At 56.3% G+C, this 16922-nt stretch carries 17 protein-coding genes; 9 read left to right on the forward strand and 8 right to left on the reverse strand.

Annotated features, from left to right (window positions below; all coding sequences use genetic code 11):
* Window positions 1-87 precede the first annotated feature (87 nt).
* On the reverse strand, window positions 88-585 hold the full coding sequence (locus V1587_RS15885) for a GAF domain-containing protein (protein ID WP_008500476.1): 498 nt from the start codon (window positions 583-585) through the stop codon (window positions 88-90).
* Window positions 586-717: 132 nt separating this feature from the next.
* Here V1587_RS15885 and yebS point away from each other — a divergent pair, with 132 nt between their 5' ends.
* The 4 genes from yebS to V1587_RS15905 all read left to right on the forward strand — a co-directional run bounded on the left by yebS (window position 718) and on the right by V1587_RS15905 (window position 6469).
* Entirely contained in the window at window positions 718-2001 is a 1284-nt protein-coding gene (gene yebS / locus V1587_RS15890) for a membrane integrity lipid transport subunit YebS (protein WP_371898668.1), read from the forward strand.
* The gene (locus tag V1587_RS15895) at window positions 1970-4603 is read left to right on the forward strand and encodes an MlaD family protein (RefSeq protein ID WP_371898669.1); all 2634 of its coding nucleotides are present in this window, start codon (window positions 1970-1972) and stop codon (window positions 4601-4603) included. Before yebS ends, V1587_RS15895 begins: the two co-directional genes overlap by 32 nt.
* A gap of 77 nt (window positions 4604-4680) precedes the next feature.
* Window positions 4681-6123: a 16S rRNA (cytosine(1407)-C(5))-methyltransferase RsmF gene (gene rsmF / locus V1587_RS15900; protein WP_371898670.1), complete on the forward strand. Its 1443-nt coding sequence runs from the start codon at window positions 4681-4683 to the stop codon at window positions 6121-6123.
* Window positions 6124-6229: 106 nt separating this feature from the next.
* Window positions 6230-6469, forward strand: a complete 240-nt coding sequence (locus V1587_RS15905) for a YebV family protein (RefSeq protein ID WP_008500472.1) — start codon at window positions 6230-6232, stop codon at window positions 6467-6469.
* Window positions 6470-6503: 34 nt separating this feature from the next.
* Here V1587_RS15905 and pphA read toward each other — a convergent pair whose 3' ends face one another.
* Window positions 6504-7148, reverse strand: coding sequence for a protein-serine/threonine phosphatase (pphA, locus tag V1587_RS15910; protein WP_395314413.1), 645 nt, complete (start codon window positions 7146-7148; stop codon window positions 6504-6506).
* A gap of 166 nt (window positions 7149-7314) precedes the next feature.
* Between pphA and V1587_RS15915 the strand changes: the two genes are divergently transcribed.
* Entirely contained in the window at window positions 7315-8256 is a 942-nt protein-coding gene (locus V1587_RS15915) for a VirK/YbjX family protein (protein WP_371898672.1), read from the forward strand.
* 405 nt (window positions 8257-8661) lie between these two features.
* On the opposite strand, the gene V1587_RS15920 is transcribed toward V1587_RS15915, so the two are convergent.
* From V1587_RS15920 to yobA, 3 genes are read right to left on the reverse strand one after another with little or no spacing between them, the layout of a single operon-like run.
* Window positions 8662-9000, reverse strand: a complete 339-nt coding sequence (locus V1587_RS15920; RefSeq protein ID WP_148241952.1) for a YebY family protein — start codon at window positions 8998-9000, stop codon at window positions 8662-8664.
* 16 nt (window positions 9001-9016) lie between these two features.
* Window positions 9017-9886: a copper homeostasis membrane protein CopD gene (gene copD / locus V1587_RS15925; protein ID WP_371898673.1), complete on the reverse strand. Its 870-nt coding sequence runs from the start codon at window positions 9884-9886 to the stop codon at window positions 9017-9019.
* 1 nt (window position 9887) lies between these two features.
* Window positions 9888-10259 carry a CopC domain-containing protein YobA gene (yobA, locus tag V1587_RS15930; protein ID WP_371898674.1) on the reverse strand — a complete coding sequence of 124 codons (372 nt, stop codon included), beginning with the start codon at window positions 10257-10259 and terminating at the stop codon, window positions 9888-9890.
* Window positions 10260-10396: 137 nt separating this feature from the next.
* Between yobA and V1587_RS15935 the strand changes: the two genes are divergently transcribed.
* The 3 genes from V1587_RS15935 (at window position 10397) to exoX (ending at window position 12075) form a co-directional block, all read left to right on the forward strand.
* Window positions 10397-10627 (forward strand): DNA polymerase III subunit theta, encoded by a 231-nt coding sequence (locus tag V1587_RS15935; protein ID WP_013096102.1) that lies wholly within the window; start codon window positions 10397-10399, stop codon window positions 10625-10627.
* Window positions 10628-10737: 110 nt separating this feature from the next.
* Window positions 10738-11388, forward strand: coding sequence for a nitrilase-related carbon-nitrogen hydrolase (locus V1587_RS15940; protein WP_371898675.1), 651 nt, complete (start codon window positions 10738-10740; stop codon window positions 11386-11388).
* Between the two features lie 24 nt (window positions 11389-11412).
* Window positions 11413-12075, forward strand: a complete 663-nt coding sequence (gene exoX / locus V1587_RS15945) for an exodeoxyribonuclease X (RefSeq protein WP_010432611.1) — start codon at window positions 11413-11415, stop codon at window positions 12073-12075.
* Here exoX and ptrB read toward each other — a convergent pair.
* On the reverse strand, window positions 12072-14132 hold the full coding sequence (gene ptrB / locus V1587_RS15950) for an oligopeptidase B (RefSeq protein WP_371898676.1): 2061 nt from the start codon (window positions 14130-14132) through the stop codon (window positions 12072-12074). The genes exoX and ptrB overlap by 4 nt on opposite strands.
* A gap of 85 nt (window positions 14133-14217) precedes the next feature.
* A complete protein-coding gene (locus V1587_RS15955) occupies window positions 14218-14868 on the reverse strand; it encodes a tellurite resistance TerB family protein (RefSeq protein ID WP_395314414.1) in 651 nt (216 codons plus the stop codon).
* A gap of 170 nt (window positions 14869-15038) precedes the next feature.
* Here V1587_RS15955 and purT point away from each other — a divergent pair, with 170 nt between their 5' ends.
* The gene (gene purT / locus V1587_RS15960) at window positions 15039-16217 is read left to right on the forward strand and encodes a formate-dependent phosphoribosylglycinamide formyltransferase (protein ID WP_371898678.1); all 1179 of its coding nucleotides are present in this window, start codon (window positions 15039-15041) and stop codon (window positions 16215-16217) included.
* A gap of 41 nt (window positions 16218-16258) precedes the next feature.
* Here the strand turns inward: purT and V1587_RS15965 are convergent, their stop codons facing one another.
* Window positions 16259-16900 carry a bifunctional 4-hydroxy-2-oxoglutarate aldolase/2-dehydro-3-deoxy-phosphogluconate aldolase gene (locus V1587_RS15965; protein WP_262808430.1) on the reverse strand — a complete coding sequence of 214 codons (642 nt, stop codon included), beginning with the start codon at window positions 16898-16900 and terminating at the stop codon, window positions 16259-16261.
* Window positions 16901-16922 lie beyond the last annotated feature (22 nt).

Consider the following 16922-nt stretch of genomic DNA (forward strand, 5'->3'; position numbering starts at 1 on the left):
TGATTACAACGGACGTTGCCAACAAGCGCAGGCATGAACAGGCGTCATTATAATGACGCTATCAGTAAATGCTACGTTATCCGTTGATTATCCTGCGACGCTCGCAAAGAATTTTTGATAATCGGTTGCTGCGAGTACGTTTTCCAGATTCGCCACCAGCTCGCGCAGCCCCTGTTCGTCCTCGGTTGTAAAGCGACTGAAGACCGTACTGTCGATGTCCAGAACGCCAATAATCTGATTTTTGACCACCAGCGGCAGAACGATTTCAGAGTTACTGGCTGCATCACAGGCAATGTGCCCGTCAAACGCATGAACGTCTTCCACACGCTGCACCTGATTCTCGGCCACCGCCGTGCCGCATACGCCACGCCCAACCGGAATACGCACGCAGGCCAGTTTGCCCTGGAACGGGCCAAGCACCAGCGTTTCACCTTCCAGGAGGTAAAAGCCGGCCCAGTTTACGTCAGAGAGACGTTCAAACAGCAATGCGCTAGTATTTGCCAGAGTGGCTAAGAAGCTGGTCTCACCCGCCATCAATGCTTTAAAATCGCGGTTCAGATCCGCGTAGAATTCTGTTTTGTTCATTATTCAATCACTTAGTTGTCTTACAAAATTACCGCATAGCCTATTAAAATAAGCATTAAATGCGCTCATGCTCAAGATGAATCCGTTCATGAGTTATTATAACTTTCAACAATACTTATTTGTGCGCAGCTGATGGCCTTAAAAACAACCAAAATTACGCCGACGAGAAAGATAACTGTCCATACGGTAAGCGAAGCTTTGCCACGTGCACATTATCAGCGTTGCCCCCAGTGCGATACGCTTTTTATGTTGCCGAAGATGAAATCGCACCAAAGTGCCTTTTGTCCGCGCTGCGACGCGAAAATTCGCGATGGCCGCGACTGGTCGCTAACCCGTCTCGCCGCCATGGCCGTCACCATGCTGCTGCTGATGCCCTTCGCCTGGAGCGAACCGCTGCTGAAACTCTACCTGCTTGGCGTGCGCATTGACGCCAACGTACTGCAGGGTATCTGGCAGATGACCCGTCAGGGCGATCCCATCACTGCTGCCATGGTGCTGTTCTGCACCGTTGGCGCACCGCTGGTGCTGGTTGCCGCCATTGCCTATCTCTGGTTTGGCAATATTCTTGGCATGAACCTTCGCCCGGTGCTGCTGATGCTGGATAAGCTCAAAGAGTGGGTGATGCTGGATATTTATCTGGTCGGCGTGGGCGTTGCGTCAATAAAAGTCCAGGACTACGCCTTTTTGCAGCCCGGCGTCGGCCTCTTTGCTTTCATCTGTCTGGTGTTGCTGAGCATCCTGACGCTGATCCACCTGAACGTTGAGCAGCTCTGGGAGCGTTTTTACCCTCAGCGCCCCGCCACGCGCCCCGATGATAATCTTCGCGTCTGTCTGGGATGCCACTATACCGGGTTGCCCGACCCGCGCGGACGCTGCCCGCGGTGCCACATTCCATTACGGCTGCGGCGCAACAACAGCCTGCAAAAATGCTGGGCCGCGCTGATCGCCTCCCTGGTGTTTCTGATCCCAGCCAATATGCTGCCGATTTCCATCATTTACGTGAATGGCGGACGCCAGGAGGATACTATCCTCTCCGGGATTATCTCCCTTGCGCACAGCAACGTCGGGGTGGCGGCGATCGTTTTTATTGCCAGCATCCTGGTTCCCTTTACCAAAGTGGTGGTGATGATTACCCTGCTCATCAGCATTCACTTAAAGTGTGAACAAGGTTTGCGAACCCGCATTCTGCTTCTGCGGTTCGTCACCTGGATTGGCCGCTGGTCAATGTTAGATTTGTTCGTGATTTCGCTGATGATGTCGCTCATCAATCGCGATCAGTTACTTGCTTTTACAATGGGACCCGCGGCTTTTTATTTCGGCTCTGCGGTGATATTGACTATTCTTGCTGTGGAATGGCTGGATAGCCGCTTACTTTGGGATGCACATGAGTCAGGAAACCCCCGCTTCGCCGACTGAAGCGAGAATTAAAACAAAACGCCGCATTTCGCCATTCTGGTTGCTGCCCGTCATCGCCCTGATGATTGCAGGCTGGCTCATCTGGACAAGCTATGAAGATCGCGGGAGTACGGTCACCATTGATTTCCAGACCGCCGACGGCATCGTCGCCGGACGAACGCCCGTTCGCTTCCAGGGGGTTGAGGTCGGTACGGTTCAGGACATCTCCCTTGGAAAAGGGCTGAACAAAATTCAGGTACGGGTCAGTATCAAATCTGACATGCAGGATGCCCTGCGCAGCGAAACGCAGTTCTGGCTGGTGACGCCAAAAGCCTCTCTGGCCGGCGTGTCCGGGCTGGATGCGCTCGTGGGCGGTAACTATATCGGCATGATGCCGGGCAAAGGCGAACCGCAGGATCACTTTGTGGCTCTGGATACACAGCCCAAATACCGCCTCAATAACGGCGATTTGATGATTCATCTCCAGGCGCCGGACCTCGGTTCCCTGAACAGTGGCTCCCTGGTCTATTTCCGGAAGATCCCGGTTGGGCGCGTATACGACTACGCGATCAATCCGAATAAACAAGGCGTCACCATCGACGTGCTGATCGAACGTCGCTTCACCAATCTGGTGAAAAAAGGCAGCCGCTTCTGGAACGTGTCCGGCGTGGATGCGGACCTCAGCCTGAGCGGTGCGAAAGTGAAGCTGGAGAGTCTGGCCGCGCTGGTGAATGGCGCCATTGCCTTTGACTCCCCGGAAAACTCAAGCCCTGCCACCGCTGATGATTCATTTGGCTTGTACGCCGACCTGGCGCACAGCCAGCGCGGCGTGATCGTTAAACTCGCCCTGCCCGATGCTAAAGGTCTAAAAGCGGGCTCAACGCCGCTGATGTATCAGGGGCTGCAGGTTGGTCAGCTCACCAAAATGACGCTCAACCCGGGCGGCTCGGTCACCGGCGAAATGACGGTCGATCCGAGCGTGGTCGATCTCCTGCGTGAGAAAACGCGCATTGAAATGCGCAGTCCAAAGATCTCCCTGAACGATACCAGCCTCAGCACGCTGCTGACCGGCAATACCTTTGAGCTGATCCCGGGTGAAGGTGAGCCCAGCAACAGCTTCGTGATTGCCCCGGCGGATAAAGCCCTGCTGCAAAAGCCGGGCGTGGTGACGGTTACCCTGAATGCGCCAGAGAGCTATGGGATTGAAGCCGGTCAGCCGTTGATTTTACACGGCGTGCAGGTCGGTCAGGTGCTGGAGCGTAAGCTCTCCGCGGATGGCGTGACGTTCTCGGTCGCTATCGATCCGCAATACAGCGACCTGGTGCACGGTGACAGTAAATTCGTGGTGAACAGTCGCGTCGACGTGAAGGTGGGTCTGGACGGCGTGGAGTTCCTCGGTGCCAGCGCCAGCGAATGGGTTAACGGCGGTATCCGCATTCTGCCTGGCGACAAAGGCCCCGTGCGCGACAGCTATCCGCTGTATGCCAACCTGGAGAAAGCGATTGAAAACAGCCTGAGCGATCTTCCTACCACCACGCTGACGCTGAGCGCCGAGACGCTGCCGGACGTACAGGCGGGATCCGTGGTGCTGTATCGCAAGTTTGAAGTCGGGGAAGTGATCGCCGTTCGCCCGCGTGCGGATGCGTTCGATATCGAACTGCACATCAAGCCGGAGTACCGCAAGCTGCTGACGCCAAACAGCGTCTTCTGGGCCGAAGGCGGCGCGAAAGTTCAGCTTAACGGTAACGGGCTGACCGTGCAGGCCTCCCCGCTGTCGCGCGCGCTGCGCGGGGCGATTAGCTTCGATAACCTCAGCGGCGCGGGCGCGAATCTGCGTAAAGGTGACAAACGTATTCTCTTCCCGTCCGAAACCGCTGCGCGTGCCGTGGGTGGACAGATAACCCTGCACGCGTTTGATGCCGGTAAGCTGGCGGAAGGCATGCCAATCCGCTATCTGGGCATTGATATCGGGCAGATCCAGAAGCTGACGCTAATTACCTCGCGTAACGAGGTGCAGGCCACCGCAGTGCTCTACCCGGAATATGTGCAGACCTTTGCCCGCACCGGCTCGCGCTTCTCGGTGGTCACGCCGCAGATCTCGGCCGCGGGCGTTGAGCATCTCGACACCATTTTGCAGCCGTACATCAACGTGGAGCCAGGCCAGGGCAATGCCCGTCGTGATTTCGAGCTGCAGGAAGCCACAATCACCGACTCGCGCTACCTTGGCGGCCTGAGCATCGTGGTGGAAGTGCCGGAAGCGGGCTCGCTGAGCATCGGCACCCCGGTACTGTTCCGCGGCATTGAAGTGGGTACGGTCACGGGCCTGACGCTCGGTACGCTTTCCGACCGCGTGATGGTGGCATTACGCATCAGCGAACGCTACCAGCACCTGGTGCGTAATAACTCGGTATTCTGGCTGGCATCCGGCTATTCGCTGGACTTTGGCCTGACGGGAGGCGTGGTGAAAACCGGCACCTTCAACCAGTTCATTCGCGGCGGTATCGCGTTTGCCACGCCGCCGGGTACGCCGCTGGCGCCGAAAGCGCAGCCGGGCAAACACTTCCTGCTGCTTGAAAGCGAACCGAAAGAGTGGCGCGAATGGGGAACCGCCCTGCCGCGTTAATCTGAGAGGCTCCGGTGTCAACGCACCGGAGCCTTTATGCTACACTGCGCACCTGAACTTTTCCCTGTGGTGTGCCCGTGGCTCAAAACTCCGTATTTCTTCCTGAACAATTCCTGGCGCAGATGCGCGAGGCGCTTCCTTCTCACCTGTCGTTAGACGATTTTATCGCCGCCTGCCAGCGTCCGTTACGCCGAAGTATTCGCGTCAACACGTTGAAAATCAGCGTCGATGATTTTCTGGCGCTGGTCTCGCCGTACGGCTGGCAGCTTACGCCGGTACCGTGGTGCGCTGAGGGGTTCTGGATCGAACGCGATGACGAAGCCTCACTGCCGCTGGGCAGTACCGCTGAACATCTGAGCGGTCTGTTCTATATCCAGGAGGCCAGCTCGATGCTGCCGGTGGCCGCCCTGTTCGCAGAGGGCAACGCGCCTGAGCGCGTGATGGATGTGGCCGCGGCGCCTGGCTCAAAAACCACGCAAATTGCAGCCCGCATGGGTAACCGCGGGGCGATCCTCGCCAACGAGTTTTCCGCCAGCCGCGTGAAGGTATTGCATGCCAACATCAGCCGCTGCGGTATTCATAATGTTGCCCTGACGCACTTCGACGGACGCGTGTTTGGCGCCGCCTTGCCGGAAGCCTTCGACGCCATTCTGCTGGACGCCCCCTGCTCCGGCGAAGGAGTGGTACGGAAAGATCCCGATGCGTTAAAGAACTGGTCCGTGGAAAGCAACCATGAGATCGCCGCCACGCAGCGAGAGCTGATCGAGAGCGCATTTCACGCGTTGCGCCCTGGCGGCACGCTGGTCTATTCCACGTGCACCCTAAACCGCGATGAAAACGAAGACGTCTGCCTGTGGCTGAAAGCGCAATACCCCGATGCGGTCGAGTTCCTGCCGCTTAACGATCTGTTCGCCTCGGCACAGGAGGCGCTCACGCCGGAGGGTTTCCTCCACGTTTTCCCGCAGATTTACGACTGCGAAGGGTTTTTTGTAGCGCGTCTGCGTAAAACGCAGGCGGTTGCTCCCCTGCCCGCCCCTAAATTCAAGGTCGGCAACTTCCCGTTTGCCCCTCTTAAAGGCCGCGATGCAGCACAGCTTATCGCTGCCGCCAAAAAGGTTGGGCTGGTCTGGGATGAGAGCCTGCATCCCTGGATGCGTGATAAAGAGATTTGGCTGTTCCCGGCACAGATCGAGCCGCTCATCGGCAAGGTCCGTTTTTCCCGAATCGGGATCCGCCTGGCGGAAGTCCATAATAAAGGCTATCGCTGGCAGCATGAGGCCGTAATCGCCCTTGCCGGAAGCGAGAATACCTTTGCCCTGACGCATCAGGAAGCTGAAGAGTGGTACCGTGGTCGCGATGTCTATCCGGACAGCACGCCATCAGACGATGAAGTGATTGTGACGTATCAGGGCTACCCGCTGGGGCTGGCAAAAAAGGTCGGCTCAAGGCTGAAAAACAGCTATCCGCGCGAGCTGGTGCGGGACGGCCGACTGTTTACCGGTAACGATCGCACGGACTGAAAAAAAGCGCATTTTTTTACTGGCGATTTTGCTCTCCTTGTCTACGATCAAAAATGGGTGGCCGCACTGGTCATACCAGATTTTGACAACCGACCCGGAGAGCACTATGACGAAAACCAGCGTGCGTATTGGCGCTTTTGAGATCGACGACGCAGAGCTGCGCGGCGAAGCACAGGGCGATCGAACGTTAAGTATTCCCTGCAAATCCGACCCGGATTTGTGCATGCAGCTCGATGCATGGGATGCAGACACCAGCGTCCCGGCAATACTTGATGGCGAACATTCTGTCCTTTACCGTGAGCATTACGATAGTAAAACCGATGCCTGGGTCATGCGTCTTGCCTGACCTAAAGAGAACCCGCCCGAAGGCGGGTTATTTATTACTGCAGCTGCGCCAGCGTAAAGTAACCGTCAAAAACAGCCCCCGTATCAATGTAGTGGAGATTATTAAAATCATACCTTCTGTCGAGGGGCGTATGCCCAAACCAGAAATGATCCGCGCCGCTGATGCCCTCTCCTTTGCCCACCATAAATCCCATCAGCCTGTCGCGGTTCCATAAGACGCGCTGGGCGCTTACCGGCTTTTGCCATTGGTATTCCGCAGCCGGATAATCAGCATGGGCAATGACATTCAGACCGTTCGCACAGGTTATCTCGATGATATGCGGTAATTCACGACAGGCTTCGAGTAACGACAGCGCAAGCTGTTGCTGGCCCCGTTCAAGTTGAGAAAACCACATTCCGCCATTCATCGTCCAGAGCGAAAAATCGTTATTATCCAGACTATCGAGAGCCATTTGTTCATGGTTTCCCCGCACGGCACGAAACCATTTTTCATGAATTAACTGCAGGCATTTAACGCTATCAGGGCCACGATCGATCACATCCCCGACTGAAATAAGTAAATCCTCATACGGGTTAAAATGGCGGCGTTTAAGCTCATCCATAAGCCACTGATAACAACCGTGTATATCGCTGACAACCCAGACGTGACGCCACTCCCCACCTTCAATTCGCTGATACATAGGACCTCCTTTTAATAGTATAGCCACCGCTGAAAAGGCAACGGACGGGCGTGGTCCTCATCAAGTGAAACAAACGGTAAACCAAACAGAAATAAAGATCCTCGCGCTATTAATCCCTTTTTATTGGCTCTTTAGAATAAGGGTAGAAAAAAAAGAGGGTCTTCACGTGTCTAATACGCACCTGCATAACGATGTTTTTTATCCGCATCGCACAAATATTATTTCCGAGCTGGTGAACGGCAAACGCGTCCCGGGGCCGATCTGGCGCAAGCGCGAATATCGCCTGAAGTTCCTGTTACGTTCGCTGGTGTTCTGGTCCTCTACCCATCGCATGCTGGAGGCCCTTTCAGGCCGTGACGATTTCGACAAACTGCTGGCCTCTCAAATTACATTGCCGAGCAAGACCCACCGGCAGTACCTGATGCGCGGCCTGACGGCTAACGATCGCGCCGACGCGATCGTTAGCCATTATTACTGGATTGATAGCCTGAAAGAGAGCGGTCTTGCTCAGGCGATGACCAGCCCGCAGGAGCAAACTGTCGCACAGTTCCATGCCAAAGACGGTGTTATCTATACGGTCAATGCGTCCTCTGCGGGGAAAGCCGAACGCGAAGGTGAAAGCACACTGTGGCTTCGTGACAACGAGGATACGCTGCTGGCCAGCCTGACCTTTAGCGTCGCACGCAGCAACGGTCAGCAAGTCATGGTCATCGGCGGGCTTCAGGGACCCCGTCGCTGCGTAACGCGAGACGTTATTAAACAGGCCACCCGCGCCTGCCATGGCCTGTTCCCTAAGCGCGTGTTGATGGAAGTCCTCTTCCAGCTGGCTGCGCAGTCATCTGTCCGGGCGATTTTTGCCGTCAGCGATGAGGGGCACGTGTTCCGCGCGTTGCGATATCGTCTCAGCAAAGGCCGCCATTTCCACGCCAGCTACGATGAATTCTGGGCATCTCTGGACGGTAAAAAGCTCTCCACTTTCTGCTGGCAGCTGCCGCTGCGGATGGAGCGCAAATCCCTGGAAGAGATTGCCAGTAAAAAACGCGCTGAATACCGTCGTCGCTTTGAGCTGCTCGATGAAATCGAGGCGTCGGTTAAATCGCACTTTTAGACCCCGCACGCGCTTTCCTGAATTGCACACGAAAATTTAACAAAACAGGCAAAAAGGGCTGGACTACAGCATGCTGTAGTGTGTTATGTTTTAACCAGACGTACAGGACGTGCGCTGCAGAAGTGAGACATCGAAAGGATTAGTCTTTTACTTTCATGCAGATAAAAAGAGACCGAATACGATTCCTGTATTCGGTCCAGGGAAATGGCTCTTGGGAGAGAGCCGTGCGCTAAAAGTTGGCATTAATGCAGGCTAAGTCGCCTTGCCTTTTAAGAATAGATGACGACGCCAGGTTTTCCAGTCCACAGCTAAAGCGGTCGGAAAAAAAGCGCCAGAGCATCATAAAATGTGAAAAACCGCAGTGCTTTCGCAAGCATCTGCGGTTTTTTATTGGAAACCTGAACGTTAGCAGAGCTTGTCGGCACGCTCGATAAACGGCGCCAGACTCATTTTTTGTCCCGGATGCGCCGGGTCATCGATCTGAATGATGCTAATCGGCTGGCCGCTGCTCTTTCCGCTGGCCACCTGCTGCTCGGCGGTTTCATTTAACGGGTATTGCACCAGCGTGCTCGGGTTAATGGCATACAGCGCATGGCCTGGACGGCAGGTCAGCATCACCTCTTCACGATTGAACGCCCATTTGTCCTTACCCACTTCAAAACGGCTGACGGTGATAACCTGCGGTGCGGCAAGCGCGCTCCCCGTGCAGGCCAGCAAGATGAGAGAAAGTACTGTTTTTTTCATATGATATTTAACCTTGTCAGAAGGGTTCCCAGGTGGCGAACAGACTGACCGTTGCCAGTACCAGCGCCCCCAGTACCACTTCTGCCTGTGTCATCCTGATAAAAATCTGTTGTGCCCGGCCGGTCTCCGGACGAAACCGTGGCACCAGAAAATACCGATTTGCCAGCGCGATTACCACCATCAACGCCACCAGCGCACATTTGAACAACAAAAACTGCACGTACTCAGCCTGCCAGGGAATATGGACGCCCAGTATCATGAGCGCATTGATCGCTCCGCTGAGCAGCACGCCCGCGACCGCATAATGGCCCACGCGCGAGAAGCGCATCATGGTATAGATGGCGGCATTCTGCCAGCGCCCTTTAGCCAGACGCATGCAGAACAGCAGGGGCAGTAATCCGCCAAGCCAGGCTGCGGCACAGATCAGGTGAAAAGCGTGATTAATGCGCTGCAACGCCCCCATCGGACCATCGTTCATCGCCGCGTGTCCTACTCCCGCCAGCAGAATAAGCTGGCCCATGGCGAGCAGCAGCAGCCGCGACCCTTTCAGCGGCGCGAGCCATGCTGCAGCGACCATCATCACAGCAAGAATCATTTGCCACAGCCAGACGCCGCCAAACTGTGTCCTCATTACGCCGTACCAGACCTGCGGGGCAAACACATCTCCCCAGCCGTTACCCATCAGTCCGCCCTGAAGCATAAACATCAGGAGTGCAGCCGCCAGGCTCGATAAGGCCGCCACTTTCTGCTGCAGCTGGAAACGCCGGGACATCAGTCGCTGGAGAGAGGAAGGCGCAAACCAGACGCTGTAAAGCGCATTGCCAAAAACCAGCATCAGCGCCCCGAAATGGATAAAGCGCAACCCGATATAACACAGCGCCAGCATGCTATTTCACGCTAAAGTGATAGCTGCCTTTGGTTTTATGACCGTCTACAGAGACTACGTGCCAGTCTACCTGGTACGTCCCTGACGTCAGCGTTTGTTCCAGCGGAACGGTGAGTTGCGCCTTGTTCTTTTCGTCTCGCGTAGCGGTACCCGTTTTGATGACCTGCTTTTGCGCATCCGTCACCACCACACCGCTAAATCCCGGTTCGATACCTTCTGAAAAATGCAGCGTAAGTGCCTGCGGTGCGGCCACCACGCTGTCTGCTGCCGGGATCGGCTGTTTAAGATGTGCATGTGCCAGCACGGAGGGCGTCATCATTGTAGAGGTCAGAAAAACCAGTGCGCATACCGCGCGGGAAGCGGAGAAACCCATCGCAATCATTCCTTTTTGTTATGTCTGTATGCTAAAGAATAACGCTGTATAATAAGCGAGTCGAGGATCATCCTGCCTCCGCTTGTCATCATCGTGCAATCGCGGTAACGTTGCCGCCGCAGAAAAAGGAGAAGGTAATGAAGATCAATCTGGCCGCCCTTCCGCAGGACGAGATGGATAAAGTGAATGTCGATCTTGCTGCCGCTGGCGTCGCGTTCAAAGAGCGTTACAACATGCCCATCGTGGCTGAAGTCGTGGAACGGGAACAGCCCGCCCATCTGCGCGACTGGTTTCGCGAAAGATTAATTGCCCACCGCCTCGCCTCGGTTAACCTCTCCCGTTTACCGTACGAACCTAAAGTTAAATAAGCTTAACGAGCCGTTACACTTCCTTACGCGTAATCTGGCAGGATAAGAAAACCCTGATAAATTTAGGTGTATTCTTAAATCCCTGCGACTCAGTGTATAAGGAAGTCACGATGTCACATTGGAATATAGCGGCAGCTCAGTATGGCGATCAGCACCACAGCGTGGATGACCATGTTACGCACCACCTGCGCTTCATCGCCGAAGCAGCACGGCAGCGGTGCGATTTGCTGGTTTTCCCTGAACTCTCATTAACGGGCTCTGGCGCGTCGACGCTACCTCCCCCACCCGATGACGCGCAGCTGGAGCCGCTGCTCAACGCGGCACACCTATACCAGATTACCGTTATTGCCGGGCTCCCCGTGGAACACAATGGCCTGCGCCAGAAAGGCCTCGCGCTCTTCACGCCCGCCCGCAACCGCATCCTGCGCTATCCGCAAGGGCACGGTGCCAGCCTGGTGCAGGGAGAGAAACAACTCAGCATTATTGATGCGCACGCCGATTCCCCCAATCTCGATCCCAGGGCAACTCTGGTTACCAGCTGCCAGTCAGTCAGGGATAACCGCTGGCGGCAGTCTATCAGTACCCTGCAGCGCTTCGCGCATAAGTATGCCATTGCGGTGCTAATGGCAAATGCCTGCAGCGGTAGCGCGCTGTGGGATGAAAAAGGCCAGCTGGTCGTGCGTGCGGATAAGGGCGAGCTTCTGGTGACCGGTACGCTCGGCGGAGAGGGTTGGCAAGGCGATGTCATTCCTTTAGGCTAGGCGTTTTAAGCTCAGGAGTGTTCAATGCTGCGCGTCATCGATACCGAAACTTGCGATCTTCAGGGCGGAATTGTGGAAGTGGCCTCTGTCGACGTGGTTGATGGTAAAATCGTCAACCCAATGAGCCATCTGGTGCGTCCCGACCGCCCTATCAGCCCTCAGGCAATGGCTATCCATCGCATTACCGAATCGATGGTGGCGGATAAGCCGTGGATCGAAGAGATCATTCCCCACTACTACGGTAGCCCGTGGTACGTCGCGCATAACGCCAGCTTTGACCGCCGGGTGCTACCTGAGATGCCGGGTGAATGGATTTGCACCATGAAGCTGGCGCGTCGTCTCTGGCCGGGGATTAAATACAGCAACATGGCGCTGTACAAGTCCCGCAAGCTCAGCGTCCGCACGCCTGAAGGGCTTCACCATCACCGCGCCCTGTATGACTGCTATATCACCGCCGCGTTGCTGATTGATATTATGAATATCTCTGGCTGGACACCGGATGATATGGCGACCATCACCGGACGCCCCGCACTTCTGACCACATTTACCTTTGGGAAATATCGCGGGAAGCCGGTGTCCGAGGTGGCGGATAAAGACCCGGGCTATTTGCGCTGGCTGTATAACAACCTCGACAGAATGAGCCCGGAGCTGCGCTTAACGCTGAAACACTATCTGGGCGACGCTTAACGCTCCGCACGGCCTGGCAGCGTGTCCTGCGCCAGGCCTATCAAAAAGGCATATTCCAGGGCAACCCCTTCGTAGGATTTAAATCGTCCCGATTTCCCGCCGTGGCCGGAGTCCATATCGGTACACAGCAGCAGCAGGTTGTCGTCGGTTTTCAGCTCCCGCAGTTTCGCCACCCATTTTGCCGGCTCCCAGTACTGCACCTGAGAATCATGCAAACCTGTGGTGACCAGCATGTGCGGGTAGGCTTTCGCCTCCACGTTGTCGTACGGGCTGTACTCTTTCATATAGCGGTAGTACATCTCATCCTGCGGATTCCCCCACTCTTCAAACTCCCCGGTGGTAAGAGGAATGGATTCATCGAGCATGGTCGTCACCACATCGACAAACGGAACCTGCGCGACAATCCCCTTAAAGCGATCGGGACGCTGGTTGATAACCGCCCCCATCAGCATGCCGCCCGCGCTGCCGCCCATGCCAAAGCAGAGTTGCGGATCGCCATAGCCCTGCTCAATCAGCGCATCGCAGACGTCGAGGTAGTCATTGAAGGTGTTTTTCTTTTTCAGGAATTTCCCGTCTTCATACCAGTGCTGCCCCAGCTCACCGCCGCCGCGAATATGGGCGATGGCGAAGACAAAGCCGCGATCGAGCAGGCTTAACCGGCTGCTGCTAAAATCGGCGTCCATGCTTGAGCCATAGGAGCCGTAGCCGTACACCAGGATCGGGTTTTTGCCTTTCTGAAAATGGGCTTTGTGATAGACGAGCGAGACGGGGACCTCAACGCCATCCCGGGCGGTGACCCACAGGTGCTCGCTGCGGTAGTTTTCAGACTCAAACCCTTTAACCTCGGTCTGTTTAATCACCTGGCGCTGTCCGGTATCCATGTCCAGTTCAAAGAGGGTGTCCGGCGTGGTCATGGAGGAGTAGCCGTAGCGCAGCCGCGATGATTCAGGCTCAGGGTTGAAACCAATCCACGTCACATAGGCCGGGTCGTCGAACGCGATCCCCACCACTTCCCGCGTTTTACGGTTGATTTGCCGGATACTGGTCAGCCCGCGCTGACGCTCCTCCACCACCAGCCAGTCGGTAAAGAGGGTGAACCCTTCGAGCATCACCTGATCCCGCGCGGGGATAAGCACCTCCCACTTGCGCTCATCGCGCACTTTGGTTTTATAGAGACCAAAGTTTTTGCCCTCGCGATTCGAGCGCAGATAAAAGCTGTGCTGGAAGTGATCCAGACTGTACTCGTGATCCTTGCGCCGCGGCAGGAAACAGAGCGGCTGGGCGTCCGGCAGTTCGGCATCCAGCAGCAGAACTTCAGACGTCGTCGCGCTGGCAAGGAAGATAATCACATAGTGGCGCGAGGAGGTTTTATGCAGGCTGACATAGAACGTTTCGTCTTTCTCTTCATAGACCAGCTCGTCGCCTGCGGAGTCCGTTCCAACGGTATGTCGCCACACCTGATAAGGCAGCAGCGTCGACGCGTGCTTTTTGACGTAGTAAACCGTCTCGGAATCATTCGCCCAGACAAAATCCGGGGAGACGTTTTCCAGCATTTCCGGATACCAGTTGCCGCTCTCCAGATTGCGAAACCGCAGGCCGTACTGGCGACGGGAGAGATAATCCTCCGCCAGCGCCATCACCGCGTTGTCAGGCGAAATGGACATGCCGCCCAGGGTATAAAACTCGCTGTGGGCAGCACGCTGGTTAGCATCCAGCAGAATATCCCACTCGTCCCATTCGGCGCTTAACACCGACTGACGCTGGTAGATGGGATACTCATTGCCGGGCTCGTAAATATGGCGATAGCGATAGCCGTTTTTGGTCCAGGGCGCGGAGATATCGCGCTGAGGAATGCGCTGCACCATCTCATTCAGCAGCTGGTCCTGAAGCGTCTGCTGGCTCGACATGACCTTACGGCCATAGTCGTTTTCCGCGTGCAGGTAATCGAGTACCTCTGGCCGGGAGCGAGAATCGTCCCTTAGCCAGTAATAGTTGTCTATACGCGTATCGCCATGCGTGGTGATCGCATAAGGTATACGTCGGGCTTTCGGTGGCATGTCATCATTCTTTTAAGTTTTACATCCTATAAGGTTGGCAAAACCCACGCATGATGCAAGCGAAACCGGATTGCAACGGCGAGCACTATCCCTGTAACGCCTGTTTTTGTTCCCGGATATCCCGCTCAATGCCTTCGCGCACGTCCTGTGGGATCTTCAGCGCGTCCCCAAGCGCATTCAGGTAGCTGCGTTCCATAAAGTGATCGATATCGATGGCGGCGCAGCTGAGGAAGTAGAGCTCCAGCGCCTCTTCCTCATTTTTCACGCTTTGCGCCAGACGCTGCGGCTCCAGAGGCTGTTCGATGGCCTGCGCCACCAGCGCTCTGACCTTCTCTTCGACGCCAGCTTCGCGCATCTGCTGCTCGATCGCCAGTCGTTCTTTATCGTCAATATGCCCGTCACTTTTCGCGGCAAAAACCAGCGCAAGGATAAGCCGTTCGGTACGCAGATCCAGCGGCGAGGTGTGCTCGCCATAATGCGGTTCATCACTGTGCGCGGTCCGGACCCTGTCCTTGTATTTGTTCCACAGGACGGTGCCCGCAATGGCGCCCCCACCGGCGAGCAGTGCGCCTGTGCCATACTTTGCCAGCAGCTTGCGCGAGGATTTATTGGCGACCAGCAGGCCCGCCAGCCCGCCGAGCGCCCCGGGTACCAGCAGTTTACTGAGATCCCGCTCGCCGGAAGACGATGTTTTCTGCCCTAACAGGGATTGCAATTGATTTAGCCAGCCAGACATGGTTTCCCTCACTTAACGGTGAATATGTTCCACAGCGTAAGCGAGCGGGCGTCAGGAAATGTCTGGACGGGCTAAAGAAGCGCAAATTTCTCCCCTCTCGTTTAGCCGTGCACAAGACAGACGCAAACGTTTTCGTTTATACTGCGCGCAACTTTTTCAGGGGGATTGTTATGATTCGTTTAGGAACCGCGCTGCGACCTGCGGCGACGCGAGTGATGCTGTTGGGATCGGGCGAGCTGGGAAAAGAGGTCGCCATTGAGTGCCAGCGTTTAGGTGTGGAAGTCATTGCCGTAGACCGTTACGCCGATGCGCCCGCCATGCACGTCGCCCATCGTTCTTATGTGATTAACATGCTGGATGGCGATGCCCTTCGCGAGCTGATTACGCGCGAGAAGCCCGATTTCGTTGTACCGGAAATTGAAGCTATCGCCACCGATACGCTTATTGCGCTTGAGCAGGAAGGCCAGCGCGTGGTGCCCTGCGCGAAAGCCGCAAAGCTGACCATGAACCGCGAAGGCATTCGTCGCCTGGCGGCAGAAGAGCTGGAATTGCCCACCTCGAGCTACCGTTTTGCTGGCGATAAGGCCGCATTCCTGCAGGCCGTCGAGGAGATTGGCTACCCGTGCATCGTTAAGCCGGTGATGAGCTCCTCCGGAAAAGGGCAGAGCTTTATTCGCGACAGCAGCGCGCTGGATAACGCGTGGGATTACGCCCAGCAGGGCGGCCGCGCCGGTGCCGGTCGCGTTATCGTCGAAGGCGTCGTGAAGTTTGATTTTGAGATCACCCTGCTGACCGTCAGCGCCGTTGACGGCGTCCATTTCTGCGACCCGATTGGCCACCGTCAGGAAGACGGTGATTACCGCGAATCCTGGCAGCCGCAGCAGATGAGCGCCCTGGCGCTGGAGCGTGCTCAGGCGATCGCCCGTAAAACCGTCCTGGCGCTGGGCGGCTATGGCCTGTTCGGCGTGGAGCTGTTTGTGTGCGGTGATGAGGTGATTTTCAGCGAAGTCTCCCCTCGCCCGCATGACACCGGCATGGTGACGCTGATTTCGCAGGATCTCTCCGAGTTCGCCCTGCACGTGCGCGCGTTCCTCGGCCTGCCCGTCGGCGGTATTCGTCAGTACGGCCCGGCCGCCTCGGCGGTGATCCTGCCGCAGTTAACCAGCCAGAACGTTACGTTTGATAATGTCGACGCGGCGGTGGGTGCCGGGTTGCAGGTACGTTTGTTCGGCAAGCCGGAGATCGACGGAACCCGTCGTCTTGGCGTGGCATTAGCCACCGGGGATAACGTTGACGACGCCGTGGAGAGAGCGAAAGCGGCCGCTGCGAGCGTCAAGGTTGCAGGATAAAAAAACGGGCCGTAAGGCCCGTTTTTCATACGGCGAATGGCTTACTGCTTCGCGCCTTCAACCGCTTCACGAGCCAGTTTGGTGATGCGATCCCAGTCGCCCGCTTCCAGCGCATCCGCCGGAACCAGCCATGAGCCACCGATGCACAGTACGCTTTTCAGCGCCAGGTAGTCACGGTAGTTGGCAGGAGAGATACCGCCTGTCGGGCAGAAGCGTACCTGAGAGAATGGACCCGCAATCGCCTGCAGCGCTTTGGTGCCGCCGTTCGCTTCAGCCGGGAAGAATTTAAACTCTTTCAGACCGTAGTCCATGCCCAGCATCAGTTCAGAGACGGTGCTAATGCCAGGGATCAGCGGAATTGTGCCTTCGGTCGCGGCTTTCAGCAGCGAATCGGTCAGACCCGGGCTGATGGCAAACTGTGCGCCCGCTTCGGTCACTTCAGCCAGCTGTTTTGCGTTCGTCACGGTACCCGCACCGATGATGGCGTCCGGCACTTCTTTGGCAATCGCGCGAATAGCATCCATCGCGCAGGCGGTGCGCAGGGTGACTTCCAGAACGCGAACGCCGCCCGCAACCAGCGCTTTCGCCATCGGTACAGCGTGCTCCAGCTTGTTTACCACGATAACCGGCACGACAGGGCCCGTGGTCAGGATTGCTTCTGCACTTGTTTTCCAGTTTTTCATCAGAGTTTTCTCTCGCCAGATC

It is taken from the genome of Enterobacter sp. ECC-249 (assembly GCF_043965265.1).
In the GTDB taxonomy this organism is placed as follows: Bacteria; Pseudomonadota; Gammaproteobacteria; order Enterobacterales; family Enterobacteriaceae; genus Enterobacter; species Enterobacter quasiroggenkampii.

Excerpts from the sequence above, each read along its gene's own strand:
- V1587_RS15920 (WP_148241952.1), bottom strand. The coding sequence starts at position 9,000 with ATGAAAAAAACAGTACTTTCTCTCATCTTGCTGGCCTGCACGGGGAGC.
- V1587_RS15965 (WP_262808430.1), bottom strand. The coding sequence starts at position 16,900 with ATGAAAAACTGGAAAACAAGTGCAGAAGCAATCCTGACCACGGGCCCT.
- exoX (WP_010432611.1), top strand. The coding sequence starts at position 11,413 with ATGCTGCGCGTCATCGATACCGAAACTTGCGATCTTCAGGGCGGAATT.
- purT (WP_371898678.1), top strand. The coding sequence starts at position 15,039 with ATGATTCGTTTAGGAACCGCGCTGCGACCTGCGGCGACGCGAGTGATG.
- yobA (WP_371898674.1), bottom strand. The coding sequence starts at position 10,259 with ATGGGTTTCTCCGCTTCCCGCGCGGTATGCGCACTGGTTTTTCTGACC.
- yebS (WP_371898668.1), top strand. The coding sequence starts at position 718 with ATGGCCTTAAAAACAACCAAAATTACGCCGACGAGAAAGATAACTGTC.
- V1587_RS15935 (WP_013096102.1), top strand. The coding sequence starts at position 10,397 with ATGAAGATCAATCTGGCCGCCCTTCCGCAGGACGAGATGGATAAAGTG.
- V1587_RS15895 (WP_371898669.1), top strand. The coding sequence starts at position 1,970 with ATGAGTCAGGAAACCCCCGCTTCGCCGACTGAAGCGAGAATTAAAACA.
- V1587_RS15940 (WP_371898675.1), top strand. The coding sequence starts at position 10,738 with ATGTCACATTGGAATATAGCGGCAGCTCAGTATGGCGATCAGCACCAC.
- V1587_RS15885 (WP_008500476.1), bottom strand. The coding sequence starts at position 585 with ATGAACAAAACAGAATTCTACGCGGATCTGAACCGCGATTTTAAAGCA.
- copD (WP_371898673.1), bottom strand. The coding sequence starts at position 9,886 with ATGCTGGCGCTGTGTTATATCGGGTTGCGCTTTATCCATTTCGGGGCG.
- pphA (WP_395314413.1), bottom strand. The coding sequence starts at position 7,148 with ATGTATCAGCGAATTGAAGGTGGGGAGTGGCGTCACGTCTGGGTTGTC.
- V1587_RS15955 (WP_395314414.1), bottom strand. The coding sequence starts at position 14,868 with ATGTCTGGCTGGCTAAATCAATTGCAATCCCTGTTAGGGCAGAAAACA.
- V1587_RS15905 (WP_008500472.1), top strand. The coding sequence starts at position 6,230 with ATGACGAAAACCAGCGTGCGTATTGGCGCTTTTGAGATCGACGACGCA.
- ptrB (WP_371898676.1), bottom strand. The coding sequence starts at position 14,132 with ATGCCACCGAAAGCCCGACGTATACCTTATGCGATCACCACGCATGGC.